This is a genomic window from Winogradskyella pacifica, assembly GCF_013403915.1.
In the GTDB taxonomy this organism is placed as follows: domain Bacteria; phylum Bacteroidota; class Bacteroidia; order Flavobacteriales; family Flavobacteriaceae; genus Winogradskyella; species Winogradskyella pacifica.
This window is the reverse complement of the sequence record NZ_JABFDI010000019.1, coordinates 64,780-83,032: the sequence shown is the minus strand read 5'-3', so window position 1 is coordinate 83,032 and position 18,253 is coordinate 64,780. Positions and strand designations below refer to the sequence as shown.

The following is an 18,253-nucleotide window of genomic DNA, read 5'->3' as shown; positions in this document are numbered from 1 at the left end:
ACTAGAACCTATTCTGTAACTGATGCTAGTGGTAATTCTATTAATGTATATCAAGATATTGTTATTCTTGATAATACAGACCCAACAGCGTCTAATCCTGCAGATATTAACGTGCAATGTTTAGGTGATGTGCCTGCTGCTGATATTACTGTAGTGACCGATGAAGCTGATAACTGTGGTACTCCGACTGTGGCTTTTGTAAGTCAAACTGCAGATCCTGCTATTAATAACGGAACCATTACTAGAACCTATTCTGTAACTGATGCTAGTGGTAATTCTATTAATGTATATCAAGATATTGTTATTCTTGATAATACTGCCCCAACAGCATCTAATCCTGCAGATATTAATGTGCAATGTTTAGGTGATGTACCTGCAGCAGATATTACTGTGGTAACCGATGAAGCTGATAACTGTGGTACTCCGACTGTGGCTTTTGCAAGTCAAACTGTAGATCCTGCTATTAATAACGGAACGATTACCAGAACCTATTCGGTAACGGATGCGAGTGGAAACTCTATTAATGTATATCAAAATATTGTTATTCTTGATAATAATGCCCCTATTACTCCAACACTAGCAACGCTTAATGGACAATGTTCTGTGACTGCCACTGTACCGACAACTACTGATGCTTGTGCAGGAACCATTACAGGAACAACTTCTGATCCCTTAACTTATAATGCTCAAGGCACTTACACTATCGTTTGGAACTTTGATGATGGTAACGGAAATGATATCAATGTTAACCAAACTGTTAATGTTGAAGACACTATTAATCCTGTTACTCCAACATTAACAACGCTTAATGGACAATGTTCTGTGACTACTACTGCTCCGACAACCACTGATGCTTGCGCAGGAACCATTACAGCAACAACTTCTGATCCTTTAACTTATAATGCCCAAGGTACTTACACTATCGTTTGGAACTTTGATGATGGTAACGGAAATGATATTAACGTCAACCAAACTGTTGTGGTTGATGATACAGTTAATCCGGTTAGTCCAACATTAACAACACTTACTGGACAATGTTCTGTTACTGCTACTGCTCCGACAACTACAGATGCGTGTGCTGGAACAATTATAGGAACAACTTCTGATCCTTCAACTTATAATGCCCAAGGTAGTTACACTATCGTTTGGAACTTTGATGATGGTAACGGAAATGACATTAACGTCAACCAAACTGTTGTGATTGATGATACTATTGCACCGACACCAAATACAGTAACACTTTCTAATATTACAGCTCAATGTTCTGTTACATCTCTAGCAGATCCGACAGCAACAGACAACTGTTCTGGTGTAATTGCAGGTTCACACAACGCAACACTTCCTATTACAACACAAGGTACAACTGTCGTCACCTGGACTTATGATGATGGAAACGGAAACACTTCTACACAAACACAAAACGTGATTATTACAGACACAACTCCACCTGTTGTTGTGTGCCAAAATATTAGTATAACATTAGATGCTGGAGGAAATGCCACTATAAATGCTACTGATATCGATAATGGTTCTACTGATAACTGTGCCATAACATCAATGTCATTAAATAAATATAATTTTAACTGCGATGATTTAGGAACAAATACTGTAACCTTAACGGTATATGATGCTTTTGGGAATACTGATACTTGTACTGCAACAGTAACCGTATTAGATCCTGCATCAAGTGCAAGTGTAACCATTGTTTCTAATGATCCCGACGACGAAATTTGTCTAGGTGACAACTTAACTTTTACCGCAACACCTAGCAACGCAGGCACAACACAATATTACGAGTGGTTTATCAATGGCATTAGCGAAGGAACAACTGCAGTTCCTACATTTACACCTGCCTTCGTTCCAACAAATGACTATACTATATATGTAGAAATGACTACTAACCTTTCAGCATGTGATCCTAAAGTAAGTAATATATTATCTATTATAGTTCATCCATTACCTACTATTAGTGTAAGTAATTATGATATTTGTATAGATGACAATTCTCAAATGGGAATTACATCCACTGGTGGTAATTGGGTTAGTAGTAATCTCAGTGTTGCAACCATAAATAGTACTAATGGTGCTATTACACCTGTTAGTACAGGCACAGTAACTTTTACCTTTATAGACTCAACTACGGGTTGTGAAAACACAACAGACTCTGTTACTATTAATCCTTTACCTGTTATCGGAAACTATCCTGTTGATAATGAAATTTGTGAGAATGAACAACATACGTTGTCAACAGTTTCAGGCGGTACATGGATAAGTATAGATAATGCCATTGCTACTATAACAAATGGAGGTGTTATAACTGGTATGAGTCCTGGGAGTACTCAATTTAGATTTACAGATAGCGCTACTGGTTGTAGTCAATTTTCAGAGATCATTACGGTTTTAGAAATCCCAGATATTACATCTGTTATTGCATCTCCAAGTACTATTTGTGCAGGTGTAGATAGTAATTTAACAGCTATAGTTGCAGGGGCAGGACTATCTAATGAAGTGCTTGTTAATTATGATTTTAATTCTGGGACAAGCTATAATACTTTGGAGAATAATGCAATATCTGGTATTACTAGCTCACTAAACAGTAGTAACATCCCATTTAATACACACTGGAACGGTAGAGCAACTACCCCAGGTGTAGATGGTTCTTTTGCTGGTAATGTAGCAGGTGACGCATTAATGCAATTTGATAATTGGGAAGATGGAGCTGTTAATTCGTGGAATGACCCAGGAGGATCACCTGACCATGGAGATTGGGAATTTACATTAAGTGGAGTTGCATTATCAAACTATCAGAATTTTTGGGTTTATTTTAACGCTAAGCGTTTAATTACAGGTCCTGATGCGGCATATGCAAAAACTATTGAAGTAGAGTATAGTACAGATAACGGAACCAGTTGGAGCTCTGCAGGAAGTCGTCCTTTATATCATCACTCAACTTCTTCTAGAAATTTTAATAAACAATTAATAGGTGTTACAAATCCTAATAATCTAAAAATTCGATTAAGTGTTAATGACGGCTCATCTTACAACGCTAGTCGATCATGGTCGTGGTCATGTTGGTGTTTTGAGGGCGATTATAGTAATCAAAGAGATGCCGATGTTATCATAGATAATTTCCAAGTACAAGCTGCTACTGCAGGTGCTGGTTTTAATTACGATTGGGCTGTTATCTCTGGAGATGCTTCAAGTCTTCCTTACCATACTGCTGCGCACCAAATCACAGTCAACCCTGATGAAACTACAGTTTACGAAGTAACAGCCACTAACGGTTTGGGATGTCCTAGTACAGAAACCGTAACGGTTAATGTAACTCCTTCACCAGAGATTATATTTACTACTAATTATTGTCCGGATAGTCCTCATAACAATGAAGTAGAAATTATAGCATCTGCGACAGTAAATGGTGTTCCTATTCCTTTTGGGGATGTCGATTGGGAATGGTTTATAACATACCCTAGTCCAGGTGACTCTGATTATACACATGGTGGTCATGACAACACATCGGATACAGCTTATGTTGATACTGCAGGACGCTATTACGTTATCGCTACAGGCCCTAATGGTTGTTCGACATCTGCATTTGTTGAAATCGCTACTGAGTTAGTGACCAATGGTGACTTTTCGTTAGGTAATACTGGCTTTAGTAGTGATTATAATTATAAAGTTGATCAACCTGGGCTCGTTCCTGCTGGACAAGGAGAATTATATAACGATAGTGGTAATAACGGCTATTCTATCACTACTAATGGGCAAAATGTCCACACCAATTTTTGGGGAGCTGATCATACTGGTGATGCTGTAGGTAATTTTATGGCTGTTAATGGACACGGAAACTCGCTTGTAGTATGGTCGCAACAAATAACCGTTGAGCCTAATACAACATATTATTTTTCTGCTTGGGGAATGAGTTTAAATAATCAATCGAATTATAGAAACAGAGCTCAATTGACATTTAATGTTAACGGTAATAATGTTGGTACCGATGATAGGTTACCTAACCGCCCAGATAATAACAATCCGGGCTCAGATAATTGGCAACGTTTTTACGGTACATGGACTTCACCAAATTGGGCAAATGTTCAAACGATTACCATTGAAATTAGAAACTTAAATAGTCGAACCGGAGGAAATGATTTTGGTATAGATGACATTTCTTTTAGTTCGCTAGATCCATTTATTTTACCAGTATCTCCACCTGAAACCATTAATGATCAAATTATTTGTCAAAGAAATGAGATCGACGATATTTTATATAGTGTAGGTGGTGGTAGTACTGGTGCGGATATACAATGGCAATTAGATGGTAGTAATTTAAGTACAGGACCTTTTCCAAATAATATAAATCCTACAGGTATAGTAACAACATTTGACGGTTCTAGATACACCATATCAGGAACTCCAACTGTATCCGGAAATTACACGTTTACGGTATATACAACAGGTAGTTGTGGTACACCAAAGACATCAAGTGGTGAATTTGTGGTGAATGAAGCACCAATAGTCTCAATTACTACTTTACCACAAACCATTTGTCAATCTGAAAACAGTCTTGTTTTAAGTGCCATTCTTGATGGTAGTGCTACATTAGGCACATGGTCTACAAGTGGAACAGGTTCATTTTCTGGAGTTTCTGGTAACGGAATAAATGCCTCATATAACTTTGGTACTAATGAAACTGGAACCGTGACCTTAACATTCACTTCCAACGATCCGGATGGAACGGGATCAAACGGTCCGTGTGATGTTGCCGAAGTTACTATAGATATTGAAATTACACCTTATTTTGAAGCAACAACAGGTAGCAACATAACAACTTCTGGTTGTGATGATAACACCGTTACATTAACAGGTAATAATGTTACAGGGCAATGGAGTGTAACATCTAATCAAACAGCAGATAGTTATTTCTTCTCTGATATAACAGCTCATAATTCTACATTTACGGGTGAAAGTGGTGAAACTTATACCTTACAATGGTCAGCAACTAACACAGGAGTATGTTCTCCTAATACGATTGCTACTATGAAGGTCATTATTCCAGATTGTGGTGCAAGTTTAGTATTTGATGGTGGTGATGATTATATAAATTTTGGTGACAACTATAATTTAAATAACACTGACTTTAGTATTGAGGCATGGATAAAAGTCAATACTACTACTGGTACTAAAACGATTTTTTCAAAAAGAGATGGAACATCAACAGCATCTGGTTATGATTTAAGTCTAATTGGTGATCGTTTACAATTCCGTTATAACGGCAATACCAATGTTGTTTCAACTCAGCCGATAAACTCTGACAAATGGTACCATGTAGCTGTAACTTTTGATGGCTTGACTTATACTCTTTATATTGATGGTTTTGAGGTTCGTACAAGAGCAGGTACTACACCAACAACAAATGCAAACAAAGCTTTAATTGGAGCCATGGATAGAACGGGTGACTCGCCAATTAACTATTTTGATGGTAAAATTGATGAAGTCCGCATATGGGATACTCAATTATCTCAAGCTCAAATTAGAGAAATGATGAACCAAGAGATAAAACAAGACGGTTCTAATGTTATGGGTGAAGTTATACCTCTTGAAATTACAGGCAATTTACAATGGAATAGTTTAATAGGGTATTACCAAATGAATACAGGATCTGATGGAAATAATGTGGCTGCAGGTATAATCGATGATATTTCAACGGCGTCACCCAATCCTGGGAAATTAAATGCTATGACCCTTATTCAAGAGGAAGACGCCCCTATTCCTTATAATTCAAGATTAAATGATTCATGGGATAATGAAACAACATGGTCCGCTACTTCTGTGCAACAGATACCTAATTCTAAAGAAAAAAATGTTGTTCCTAATAGTTTACAAACTTGGAATATTGTTAGAACCGCTACTAATGTTGTAACTAATAGATCAACTTTAAATCCTCAATTAGGAAAAACAACACTTTTTGGCTTATTAGTAGATAGTAATACATTGAGTATTCAAAGTGACCAAGCATTACAAGTTAATAAATACCTAAAAATAGATGGTACTTTAGACTTAGTAGGTGAATCTCAACTTTTACAGCCAACAGGAAGTATTGTTGATTACTCAGGAACAGGTAAACTAGAACGCGATCAACAAGGAACCAGTAATGAATTCAATTATAACTATTGGGGAAGCCCTGTGAGTAACGCAGGCAGCGCCGCAAATAGAACTTATGCTTTAGCATCTATTTTATATGATGGTATAACCCCTGTATCATGGACCACAAACAATGATGCACCAGGCACAAGTCCTGCAACTATAAGTAGCCGTTGGTTATATACGTACGCAAACTTAACAGGTGCTTATGCTGATTGGAACCATATTAATCAAAATACCGGAATCAGTGTTGGATTAGGATTTACAATGAAAGGTAGCGGAATTGGAACTTCAGAGCAAAATTACACCTTTAGTGGTCAACCTAATAATGGTACTATTACGCACACCATAACTGGAGGCAATGAAACACTATTAGGCAACCCATATCCTTCTGCTATAGATGCTCATACCTTTATTGATGACAATGAAGCAGCACTACTTGATGGATCTGCATTAATTTTCTGGGAACAAGCACCAAACAATCCTAGTCATATTTTATCAGAATACCTCGGCAGATACTCTTACTTAACCAAAACGGGAGGTGTACCAGCAACTACACCTGTAGAAATAGGTGGAGATGGCGGTGGAACTGCTTCAAAAATACCTGGTCGTTATATACCGGTAGGACAAGGTTTCTTTGTTGAAGCTGATGGTGATGGCGGTACATTGGTTTTTAATAATGCGCAGCGTATCTTTAAGAAAGAAGGCTCGCAATCTATATTCTTAAGATCTAGTAATGATAACGCAGATTATGTTAACATTCCTAATGATGAAGAAAGTGTAATAAGGCGTTTACGTTTTAACTTTACTACACCAGAAGGTGCCGTGAGACATTTACTTTTAGGATTCACAACAGATAATGTTGCGACAGATGGTGTCGATTATGGTTATGACGCACTAAACGCAGACGATTTCCCAAGTGATTTATCATTCCTAATTGAAGGACAAAACTATGTCATCCAAGGTGTAGGTGAATTCGACGAGACCAAAGTATATCCTCTAGAAATGGTGGTTGGAGAAACAGGTAATATTGAAATAGGACTTACAGAACTAGAGAACTTTGATGATGCTATTGATGTCTATATTTTCGACGCTGTTGAAGACACTTATAATCGATTTAACGACGTAAACTTCCAAATAAACTTAGAAACTGGCACTTATAGTGATCGATTCTTCTTAGTATTTCAGGAAGATGAAACACTATCAACCATTAAAGACGAGTTTAAAGATATAACAGTTAGATACCTACATGATACTGACGAAATCTATGTGAAGACACCACCTTCCGTTGAGGTTAAACAGCTATACTTAATTAATGTCGCAGGCCAAACAGTAGCCGCTTGGAATGCGACCAATTTACCAATGTCTAATGACATTAAAATTGCAGTAAAACAAATTTCTGAAGGTGCTTATATTATAAAAGCTGAAACGAATACAGGTACATTCAACAAGAAGATAATTATTAAATATTAACCCGTGATTTTTTGTTTTTAATTTGAACAACCCTTAAAATCCTATTGATTTAAGGGTTGTTTTTTTAATATGTATTTCTGATGTTGCAGTAAAATTTATGAATACACTAAGACTTCTTCTTTCCTACTTTGTACGACTGCCTAAAGCGTTTTCTTTTTTTACTTTGAGGAATTGGTTTATTATTTTTTTCTTGTTGTAGCTTTTTTAAATCTTCAATCAGCTTTGATTTCACTAAGCGTTCTAATACAACATTACGTTTTATGTAACTATAAAAACAGCCAATTAATAATGCTATTCCACCTACTATTTCAATAGCCCCATTAGAGATTAGAGGGAATTGCGTATATAAATTCATACCTATCAAGGGTTTGGTGTACATAAATTGATACCACCCAAGTATTAAGAAAAATAATCCTAACACTCCAAATAAATAGATATTAAAATAGATGCCCTTTTTAGTGTTACGCTCTAGGGTTAATATATTCTCATCACTAAGAATTGAATTGTTTTCTTTTTTTTCATTAACAATAAACTTTAGAAAAGCATCATTAACACCATCAATAATGATATGGCTTCGCTTATCTAAATCTTGTTTTGAGATTTTATACTTCATATCATGGAATAATTGCTATTCAAATTGTTCTAACACAATCTCATTTATACCACCATGACTCGCGTGCGCTACTACTACTTCATTCTTAATTACTAAAAGCTGAGGTGATTGGTGCATCACTTGAAACTTATAACCAACCTCATTAGAAACATCTCTAAAACTCAGCAAATCTAAATAATACAAATCCACATTCATTTCTAAATCATATGCTGATACAAATTGATTCATAACCATTCTACTAATTCCACAACGTGTAGAGTGTTTAAAAATTAATTGCGTTTTGGTTTTAGATTTTTCTAGAATAATATCTAATTGATCCATCGCATTTAAAGGTAACCAAGGTAACACCTTCTCTTCTTTTGGTTCAGACGAACCGCTAAATAGTTTATTAAAAATTCCCATGTTATAAATGTCGTGTATAAACTAGAAACTTACAAATCTCATTGCTATATAAATTGAAAAACCTCTATTCTGCGATCTTCCATAGTCAAAATCATAAGGCAGGTTTCGTTCAACCTACATCTGGTTATCATAACTGGCTTTGCAGTTTATAAATGGACTTTAGTCTTCTGCTGTCACACCTTATTAATATCAATAAGTTTAATATTCCATTTTCAAAATTACTTTTAATAGATTGTGTGTATCAGTCGAAAATAACGGAGAATACAACTTCATGTGCTATTTTTTCCTATTCCATTATGTTTTCTTCAAATGATGAACGTAACTGAACTTTTTTTCAATAATAAATTAATACATAGATTCGTGAAATTATAATAAAACAGCTGATCATCAGTCAAAACGTCACTCTAAAAAGCACTAAATCAGTCATTTTGTCATTTTATTCTTACAAACTCAAATTGGTAAGATAATTGCCAAAGTATATACAAACACAACAATAAATAAAATAATTTTAGTTTGGGTTTAGACTTAAGAAACTAATAAATTGTCTTTATCCCAACTCATATAAAAACACAATAAGATGAATTTTAACAACTATACCATTAAATCGCAAGAGGCCATTCAGCAAGCGCAGCAACTTGCTCAAGGTTTTGGTCATCAGCAAATCGAAAATGAGCATATTTTTAAAGCGCTCTTTGCTGTTGATGAAAATGTATTGCCATTCTTACTTAAAAAGTTGAATGTAAACATACCTATGCTTCAACAAATATTAGATAAAGATCTTGAAAGCTTTCCTAAAGTTTCAGGTGGTGATATTATGCTATCTAGAGAAGCTAGTAAAATGCTAAACGAATCGTCTATCATCGCTAAAAAGATGAATGACGACTACGTTTCTATTGAACATCTCATTTTGGCCATTTTTAAATCTAAAAGTAAAATTGCTCAGATTTTAAAAGATCAAGGAGTCACAGAAAAAGGTCTAAATGCGGCTATCGAAGAATTACGCCAAGGTGATCGGGTTACTTCTCAAAGTCAAGAAGAAACTTATAATTCATTGAATAAATACGCCAAGAATCTTAATCAATTAGCACGCGATGGAAAGCTAGATCCTGTGATTGGTAGAGATGAAGAAATTAGAAGAATCCTGCAAATTTTATCACGTAGAACAAAAAATAACCCAATTTTAGTTGGTGAGCCTGGTACAGGTAAAACCGCTATTGCGGAAGGTTTAGCGCACAGAATCATCGATGGAGATATTCCAGAAAACCTAAAAGACAAACAGATTTTTGCTTTGGATATGGGTGCCCTAATTGCCGGTGCAAAATTTAAAGGTGAATTTGAAGAGCGTCTAAAAGCGGTGATTAAAGAAGTTACAGAAAGTAATGGAGATATCGTTTTATTTATAGATGAAATTCACACACTCGTTGGTGCTGGCGGCGGACAAGGCGCCATGGATGCTGCTAACATTTTAAAACCTGCGTTAGCACGTGGAGAATTGAGAGCCATCGGAGCAACAACTTTAGATGAGTATCAAAAATACTTTGAAAAAGACAAAGCTTTAGAACGTCGTTTCCAGATGGTAAAAGTGGATGAACCAGATACCGAGAGCGCCATTTCAATTCTTAGAGGTATTAAAGAGAAGTATGAAGCGCATCATAAAGTTCAAATTAAAGATGAAGCTATTATTGGGGCTGTAGAATTATCGCAACGCTATATTACCAACCGTTTCCTTCCAGATAAAGCGATTGACTTAATGGATGAAGCTGCTTCTAAATTACGAATGGAAATCAATTCTAAACCCGAAGAATTAGATGTTCTAGATCGTAAAATTATGCAGTTAGAAATTGAACATGAAGCGATAAAGCGTGAAAAAGATGAAACCAAGTTAAAAAGTTTAAAATCGGATTTAGCTAATCTTAAAGAAGAACGAAACGAGCTGAATGCAAAGTGGATGTCTGAAAAAGAAGTCGTCGATAACGTTCAGAATATAAAAGAGGAAATTGAAAATTATAAACTTGAAGCTGAACGTGCTGAGCGAGATGGTGACTATGGAAAGGTTGCCGAAATTAGATATGGAAAAATTAAAGATGCGACCGAACAGCTTGAAAAATTTCAAAAGGATTTAGCTGAACAGCAAAGCACGTCTTTAATAAAAGAGGAAGTGACTTATGAAGATATCGCAGATGTTGTGGCTAAATGGACTGGAATTCCGGTAACAAAAATGCTTCAAAGTGATCGTGAGAAATTACTAAAACTTGAAGATGAGTTACACAAACGTGTTGTCGGACAAGAAGAAGCTATAGAAGCGGTTAGTGATGCTGTTCGTCGTTCTAGAGCAGGACTTCAGAATCCTCATAAACCAGTAGGAACCTTCTTGTTTTTAGGAACTACAGGAGTTGGTAAAACAGAATTAGCAAAAGCATTAGCTGAGTATTTGTTTGATGACGAAAATGCTATGACGCGTATTGATATGAGTGAATACCAAGAACGTCATGCTGTTAGTCGATTGGTTGGTGCACCTCCAGGATATGTTGGTTATGACGAAGGTGGTCAATTAACTGAAGCAGTACGAAGAAAGCCGTACTCAGTAATTTTGTTAGATGAGATTGAAAAAGCGCATCCAGATACATTTAATATTCTTTTACAAGTGTTAGATGAAGGTCGCTTAACAGATAATAAAGGTAGAATTGCAGATTTTAAAAACACTATAATCATTATGACCTCTAATATGGGAAGTCAGATTATACAAGAGCGTTTTGAAGCTACTAAGGATATTCCTTCAGCCATTGAAGCTGCTAAAGTGGATGTTTTAGCAGTCTTAAAACAAAGTGTAAGACCTGAATTCTTAAATCGTATTGATGATATTATAATGTTTACACCTTTATCTAAAGACAACATTTTAGATATCGTAGGTTTACAACTAAAAGGTATTACTAAAATGATCGCTAAACAAGGTATTACGTTTGATGCTACACCTGAAGCTGTAAATTCTTTAGCTGATAAAGGTTACAATCCCGAATATGGAGCAAGACCAGTAAAACGTGTCATACAAAAAGAGGTTTTAAATCAGTTAAGTAAAGAAATATTATCTGGTAGAGTAACCACTGATAGTATTATTTTACTCGATGAGTTTGATGGTCAGTTAGTATTTAGAAATCAAAGTGAATTAACGACAGAGACTATTTAAACAGTGTAACATTATAGGGTTTATATAGTCTATATAATGATTGGTTGGTTAAGAGCAACACAAGTTTCAAGCAATTGAGAGGCGTGTTGCTCTTTCTTTTTATACGTTTTCCACAAAAAAATATCCTCGTAAAAAAAATCCTACCGAATTGAATTTCTATCGTCTTAAAAATTAAATAGTTTAAGAGTTATCAACAATTTTTCGACGAACGACATGATAAATTATTTTTTTTAACACCCCTTTTAACGGATAAATGACTAGTTTTGTCGAGCTATTTAATTCCAACACTACTTAAGATTTTTAATTAATATCTAGTAATCCCTCTACGTTGTAGATAATTACTATAGCAAATTTATGTTATAACCCTACTTATAATAAAATGAAATTGAATAGATACATAGACCACACTTTATTAAGTGCCTCTGCTACAGAAGCAGACATTTTGAAACTTTGCGATGAAGCTTTAAAATACGATTTTTACTCAGTTTGTGTCAACAGCTGTTATGTCCAAATTGCAAAACAAGCTTTAGGAAGATCTGAAGTTAAAATCTGTACCGTTGTCGGTTTTCCTTTAGGCGCGATGTCTACTGAAGCAAAAATATTTGAAGCTAAAACAGCTATCGAGCAAGGAGCAACAGAAATTGATATGGTCATAAATATTGGCCGTCTCAAAAGCAAAAATTACCTTGCTGTTCTCAAAGATATCAGTAAAATTAAAACTGCCATTGGCAATACAACGCTTAAGGTAATTTTAGAAATTAGCGAACTCTCAAAAAACGAAATCGTAAAAGCTTGTGAAATCTGTATAGATGCTAAAGCCGATTTCGTAAAAACGTCTACTGGCTTCTCAAAAAGTGGAGCAACTTTGACAGCTGTTAAAATCATGCGAAAAACCGTACGAGACAAACTTAAGATAAAAGCCTCTGGCGGCATTAGAGATGCAGAAACAGCGCAAAAATATGTAGATATTGGTGTAGACAGAATTGGAGCTTCATCTGGAGTGGCAATGATGAATAATCTAATGTCAAACGCTGCATATTAATTAAAACACTTTGCTTAACTTTGTAGCATGAGTGTACATATCGGAGCCAAAAAAGGCGAAATTGCAGAAACTATATTATTACCAGGAGACCCATTAAGAGCGAAATGGATTGCCGAAACATTTTTCGATGATCCAAAATGCTTTAATGAAGTTAGAGGTATGTTTGGCTATACAGGCACCTACAAAGGTAAACGTGTTTCTACAATGGGAACTGGTATGGGAGTGCCTAGTATATCAATTTATGCTAATGAACTTATAACTGAATATGGTGTAAAAAACCTTATTAGAGTTGGTAGTGCTGGTTCTTATCAAAAAGATGTTAAAATAAGAGATGTTGTTTTAGCTATGGCAGCTTCATCTAATTCTGGTGTTAATGAACTGCGTTTTGGTGGAGCTAATTATGCACCAACAGCAAGTTTCGAGTTATTTATAAAAGCTACTGAAGCAGCACGTGCTAAGAACATTCCTATTAAAGCAGGTAACGTCTTATCGTCTGATATCTTTTATGAAGATGACAAAGAAGCCTATAAGAAATGGTCCAAATTTGGAGTATTATGTGTTGAGATGGAAGCCGCAGGACTATATACCGTCGCTGCCAAACATAATGTGAATGCTTTAGCTCTTCTAACCATTTCAGATTCTTTAGTTACAGGCGAAAGCACAACTAGTAAAGAACGTGAAACCACTTTTAAAAGCATGATAGAGATTGCGTTAGAATTAGCTTAGGCTTATTTAATTATCACACGCGTTAAGCCTGTTTAGCATAGAAGTAGTAAATTAGCGTTAATTAACTAATCTATATCATTATGCATAAATTATTTCTAGTTGCGCTTATCTCTTTAGTTGTATTCTCTTCTTGTGCAGAGCAACCAGAAAAAAAAGAAGAGGTATCTACCTATTATTTAATAAGACATGCTGAAAAAGAGCGTACGGATAAATCAAACCGAAACCCCAATCTTAATGACATAGGTTTGGAGCGCGCTCAGAATTGGAGAGTCCATTTTAAAACTATAAAATTTGATGCAATCTATTCTACAGAATACAACAGAACAAAACAAACAGCTCTACCTACTGCCGAAGCAAAAAACTTAGACATTCAATTCTATGATCCTTCAGATATGAATATCGACGCATTTATAGAAACAACTAAAGGTCAAACCGTATTAGTTGTTGGTCACAGTAATACTACTCCAAAGTTTGTAAATAGTTTGTTAGGCAACAAGAAATATGAGGATATAGCAGATAATAACAACGCTAATCTTTATATCGTTACCCTATCAAAAAGTGGTAAAACCTCTGAATTATCAGTTGTTAACTAAATCAACTTTTATATTTTCGAGTTCTATTTTAGATAGTAATTTTAGCTCGTCCGCTTCAAACGCTTCTGCTAGATTTTCAAGTGGAATTGTAGTGTTTTCTGTTTTATAATTATTGTAATCCACAAAACGCAAGCCTGTAATATAACGCTCATTGTAGGCTTCTCTAAATCGCATACCTATACCACTAACCTCAGCGTAAGAATACGCTAAGTAATCAACTTTATAAGTCTCTTTATTCACCCAATACACAAAAATATCTTCATGGTCTTCACCTCCACCCTCTTCATTGAAAGTCACTTTTATTTTATGATAATCCTTGCCTTTAATTTTCTCACTTTCTAAAAGCGTTTTATTAACAGCAGTATCATTTAAACCATAAGGTAATACAGAAAAATAATGTACTGAATTTACTGAGGCAGAATACACATTTGCGATAGAATCTTCAAGTTTTACAAAAGCATCGTTATGGTAACGTTCAAATCCTACATTGCTCAACATATCAAAAGTTGAATCGTTGTCTTTCACCAAAACACGAACTAAAAGGAACTCATGGTTCTTCCGCAACGCCTGATAATAAGTGTCTCTAAATTCAAATTTTAAACTCGATTGTTTAAAACGTTCCCCACCAGAAACTGCAATAGATTTTGTAATAATATCGTCTGCTGTTAAGGTTTTTGGATTAGATTCACTACCCGATTTAATGGAGTTTGAATTTTCATTTTTACAACTAGATAATAAAACGACAAGTAAGACAACAATATATTTTTTCATTAAGAATTCTTTTATTTCTATTAAAGTCGCAAAACTAGAGATAAGATTACAATTAAAACAACGCATTAACGTAATATTAGAAACTTTGTTACTTCAAAACTTTTTAACTTATAACTTTAAAAACTATCTTTGCCTTCGATGCAAAAAAAGATTAACATATTAAATAAGAAAGCAAAATTTCAGTACGATATATCTGATAAATATACGGCTGGAATTGTACTTACCGGAACTGAGATTAAATCCATAAGATCTAGTAAAGCATCTATTGCTGAAAGTTTTTGTGAATTTAATGACAGAGGGGAATTGTTTGTTATTAATATGACGGTTGAAGAATACAAATACGGCACCTATTATAACCACAGACCAAAAGCCGAGCGTAAACTTTTACTTAATAAAAAAGAGCTTAAAAAACTTAAGAAAGAGATGGATGTCAAAGGTAATGCTATCATTCCTTTAAAATTGTTTCTTAACGACAGAGGTTTAGCTAAGCTTATCATTGGATTAGGAAAAGGTAAAAAACTCTACGACAAACGCGAGACTATTAAAGATCGTGACAATAAGCGAAACTTAGATCGTATAAAGAAAGATTTCCGATAAATTTAAGATTGTTATAACTTTTACTCCACTATTTTTAGTCTAAGTTTGAGATGTATTAACCGTATCTCATAAATTGTTATGTCTTGTGTTTAATAATTTAGAACGTTATCTATTGGTTGATGTAACCATTTACAATTAAATTGCGTCGCTATAAATAATAGCTAATTCAATCCTAAAATTTATTAAGGCATAAAATTTGCGATAATCTGATTCAAATAAAATCATCAATCAAATCACTATGACTAAAAAACTACTAAGTATTTTCCTAGTTGCTTTCACTACTTTGCTTTCCGCACAAATCAAAGGAAACATTACAGACCAAAATAACGACGCATTACCTTTTGTAAATATCCTTATAGAAAACACGTATAAAGGGACTACTAGTAATGATGATGGTCATTACGAGCTTAATATTTCAACACCAAAAACGTATACCATTGTTTACAGTTATCTCGGTTATAAAACCGTAAAGAAGACCATTACGGTAGAAAAATTTCCATTTGAATTAAATATCACTTTAGCAGAAGAGTCCGTTTCACTTAATGAAGTTGTTATCGATTCTGAAAACGATCCTGCAAATGCCATAATGCGCCAAGCCATTGCCCAACGACAAGCTAATCTCGATAAAATAAATTCGTTTAAAGCTGATTTCTACTCTAGAGGCTTAATTAAAATTAAAGATGCTCCCGAAAAAATAATGGGTCAAGATGTTGGTGATTTAGGTGGAGGTTTAGATTCAACACGAAGTGGAATTATATATTTATCTGAAACGATTTCTAAAATTCAGTTTCTAAACCCTGATAAGCTTAAAGAAAAAATTACAGCATCAAAAATAAGTGGAGATAGCAATGGTTTTAGCTTTAATAGTGCTTTAGATGTTGATTTCAACTTCTACAATAGCACCATTAGTTTTGGTAACGAAATTATTTCACCTATCGCCAATAATGCCTTTGGTTATTATCGTTATAAGCTCGAAGGTGTGTTTTACGACGACAGGGGAAATCTTATCAATAAAGTCAAAGTCACACCAAAACGTAAAAATGACCCTGTGTTCTCGGGCTTCATTTATATTGTTGAGGACCAATGGGATATTTTTGCTATTGAATTAGATATTACAGGCGTTCAAGCGCGTATTCCGATGGTTGATGTCATCTCACTACAACAGAGTTTTTCATATTCAGAATCTGATGATATTTGGGCTCAAATTTCTCAAAGTATAGATTTTAAATATGCCTTATTCGGAATTAGAGGTGAAGGGCGTTTTACTGCTGTTTACAGCAATTACGAATTTAATACAGGATTAACTCGAAAAGATTTCAGTCGAGAAATTGTGGCTTACGAAAAAGAAGCCAATAAAAAAGATTCTATATTTTGGAACACTATTAGGCCTGTGCCTCTTACATCTGAAGAACGTACAGATTACTTAAGAAAAGATAGTCTTCAAGTTTTACGCGAGTCTAAACCGTACTTAGATTCTATTGACGGTGTTAACAACAAATTTAAACTAAGTAAGGTCTTAGGTTACACCTATCAGAATTCCCATAAAGACTATCGTTTAGGTTATAGCATTCCGATTTTAGGAGTGCAATTCAACACCGTTCAGGGCTATACCGCTAAGGCAAATGTATTTTACACTAAGAATTATGACGATTACAATCGCTTCTTTAGAACAAGTGGAGATATACAATATGGATTTTCTGATGAACGCTTGCGTGCTACAGGCTCTTTAACCTATAAATTTAATAGTATTAGTAATTCATTTTTAAGCTTATCTGGTGGAGTTTCTGCGGAACAGTTTAATCCTTCCAATCCTATTTCTCCATTAATCAATTCTGTAAGCACCCTCTTTTTTGAAGATAATTACATCAAATTATACGATAAAAGTTATGCTGCTTTAAACTATTCTGAAGAGCTTTTTAATGGCTTCAGATTGTATGCAGGTTTGAGTTATGAAAGACGAAAGGCCCTTTTCAACACCACAAATCAAACTTTTTTTAATGATGAGCATGACACCTATACTAGTAATAATCCATTAAATGAAACAGCCTTTGGAATTGCTCCGTTTGAAACACACCATATTATAAAAGGAAATATTGACGCACGTATTAATTTCGGACAAGAATATTTAAGTTATCCTGATGCAAAATATAATGTAGGTAACGACGATTATCCTACCTTATATTTGGGTTACGAAAAAGGTTTTGGTGCCACCAATAACGATTATAATTTTGATCAAATTAAAGCAAGTTTAAGACAGTCGTTTAACATTAAGGACAAAGGCAGATTGATGTATAACCTAAAAGCGGGAACCTTTTTTAATGCGGACGATATAGCCTTTATGGACTACCAACATTTTAATGGTAACCAAACCCATACTAGCTTTGATGGCAATTACACTAATGTCTTTAACAACTTAGACTATTATTCTGCCAGTACAAATGACGCTTATTTTGAAGGCCATGTCGAACACGATTTCAACGGTTTTTTATTAGGAAAAATGCCCTTATTAAACAAGTTGAATTTTAATTTAGTCGTAGGTGCTCATCTATTAGCGACACCAGATTTTAAACCGTATCAAGAATATTCCGTTGGTTTAGATAATATTGGCTGGGGAAAATGGAGATTATTACGTGTTGATTATCTTCGTTCATACCAAAGCGGATTTCAAAGCGACGCTATTGTTTTTGGTTTAAAATTCTTTTAACTTTATC

Annotated in this window: 10 protein-coding genes; 7 read left to right on the top strand and 3 right to left on the bottom strand. The window is 34.7% G+C overall.

Features of this window, described 5'->3' with window-relative positions:
• Nucleotides 1-7,614, top strand: a 7,614-nt coding sequence (locus HM984_RS15120) for a DUF8693 domain-containing protein (protein ID WP_179349762.1), incomplete at its 5' end; no start/stop codon positions are given.
• Between the two features lie 106 nt (nucleotides 7,615-7,720).
• On the opposite strand, the gene HM984_RS15115 is transcribed toward HM984_RS15120, so the two are convergent.
• Together HM984_RS15115 and ytxJ are read right to left on the bottom strand one after the other, a co-directional pair.
• Nucleotides 7,721-8,227, bottom strand: coding sequence for a hypothetical protein (locus HM984_RS15115; RefSeq protein ID WP_179349761.1), 507 nt, complete (start codon nucleotides 8,225-8,227; stop codon nucleotides 7,721-7,723).
• A gap of 15 nt (nucleotides 8,228-8,242) precedes the next feature.
• Nucleotides 8,243-8,629, bottom strand: coding sequence for a bacillithiol system redox-active protein YtxJ (gene ytxJ / locus HM984_RS15110; protein WP_115811920.1), 387 nt, complete (start codon nucleotides 8,627-8,629; stop codon nucleotides 8,243-8,245).
• Nucleotides 8,630-9,206: 577 nt separating this feature from the next.
• On the opposite strand from ytxJ, the gene clpB reads away from it, so the two are divergent.
• From clpB to HM984_RS15090, 4 genes are all read left to right on the top strand, one after another.
• Entirely contained in the window at nucleotides 9,207-11,813 is a 2,607-nt protein-coding gene (clpB, locus tag HM984_RS15105; protein ID WP_115811922.1) for an ATP-dependent chaperone ClpB, read from the top strand.
• A gap of 379 nt (nucleotides 11,814-12,192) precedes the next feature.
• Nucleotides 12,193-12,855, top strand: coding sequence for a deoxyribose-phosphate aldolase (gene deoC / locus HM984_RS15100; protein ID WP_115811924.1), 663 nt, complete (start codon nucleotides 12,193-12,195; stop codon nucleotides 12,853-12,855).
• Between the two features lie 27 nt (nucleotides 12,856-12,882).
• Nucleotides 12,883-13,581 (top strand): purine-nucleoside phosphorylase, encoded by a 699-nt coding sequence (deoD, locus tag HM984_RS15095; protein ID WP_179349760.1) that lies wholly within the window; start codon nucleotides 12,883-12,885, stop codon nucleotides 13,579-13,581.
• Nucleotides 13,582-13,661: 80 nt separating this feature from the next.
• Nucleotides 13,662-14,174 carry a SixA phosphatase family protein gene (locus HM984_RS15090; protein ID WP_179349759.1) on the top strand — a complete coding sequence of 171 codons (513 nt, stop codon included), beginning with the start codon at nucleotides 13,662-13,664 and terminating at the stop codon, nucleotides 14,172-14,174.
• Here HM984_RS15090 and HM984_RS15085 read toward each other — a convergent pair.
• Nucleotides 14,160-14,945, bottom strand: a complete 786-nt coding sequence (locus tag HM984_RS15085) for a DUF6503 family protein (RefSeq protein WP_179349758.1) — start codon at nucleotides 14,943-14,945, stop codon at nucleotides 14,160-14,162. The genes HM984_RS15090 and HM984_RS15085 overlap by 15 nt on opposite strands.
• 138 nt (nucleotides 14,946-15,083) lie before the next feature.
• On the opposite strand from HM984_RS15085, the gene smpB reads away from it, so the two are divergent.
• Both smpB and HM984_RS15075 read left to right on the top strand, forming a co-directional pair.
• Entirely contained in the window at nucleotides 15,084-15,542 is a 459-nt protein-coding gene (smpB, locus tag HM984_RS15080; protein ID WP_115811931.1) for an SsrA-binding protein SmpB, read from the top strand.
• 238 nt (nucleotides 15,543-15,780) lie between these two features.
• Entirely contained in the window at nucleotides 15,781-18,246 is a 2,466-nt protein-coding gene (locus HM984_RS15075) for a DUF5686 and carboxypeptidase regulatory-like domain-containing protein (RefSeq protein WP_179349757.1), read from the top strand.
• Nucleotides 18,247-18,253 lie beyond the last annotated feature (7 nt).

Bases quoted from the DNA above. Each gene is read 5' to 3' on its own strand.
- HM984_RS15115 (WP_179349761.1), bottom strand. From the start codon at position 8,227: ATGAAGTATAAAATCTCAAAACAAGATTTAGATAAGCGAAGCCATATC.
- ytxJ (WP_115811920.1), bottom strand. From the start codon at position 8,629: ATGGGAATTTTTAATAAACTATTTAGCGGTTCGTCTGAACCAAAAGAA.
- clpB (WP_115811922.1), top strand. From the start codon at position 9,207: ATGAATTTTAACAACTATACCATTAAATCGCAAGAGGCCATTCAGCAA.
- deoC (WP_115811924.1), top strand. From the start codon at position 12,193: ATGAAATTGAATAGATACATAGACCACACTTTATTAAGTGCCTCTGCT.
- deoD (WP_179349760.1), top strand. From the start codon at position 12,883: ATGAGTGTACATATCGGAGCCAAAAAAGGCGAAATTGCAGAAACTATA.
- HM984_RS15090 (WP_179349759.1), top strand. From the start codon at position 13,662: ATGCATAAATTATTTCTAGTTGCGCTTATCTCTTTAGTTGTATTCTCT.
- HM984_RS15085 (WP_179349758.1), bottom strand. From the start codon at position 14,945: ATGAAAAAATATATTGTTGTCTTACTTGTCGTTTTATTATCTAGTTGT.
- smpB (WP_115811931.1), top strand. From the start codon at position 15,084: ATGCAAAAAAAGATTAACATATTAAATAAGAAAGCAAAATTTCAGTAC.
- HM984_RS15075 (WP_179349757.1), top strand. From the start codon at position 15,781: ATGACTAAAAAACTACTAAGTATTTTCCTAGTTGCTTTCACTACTTTG.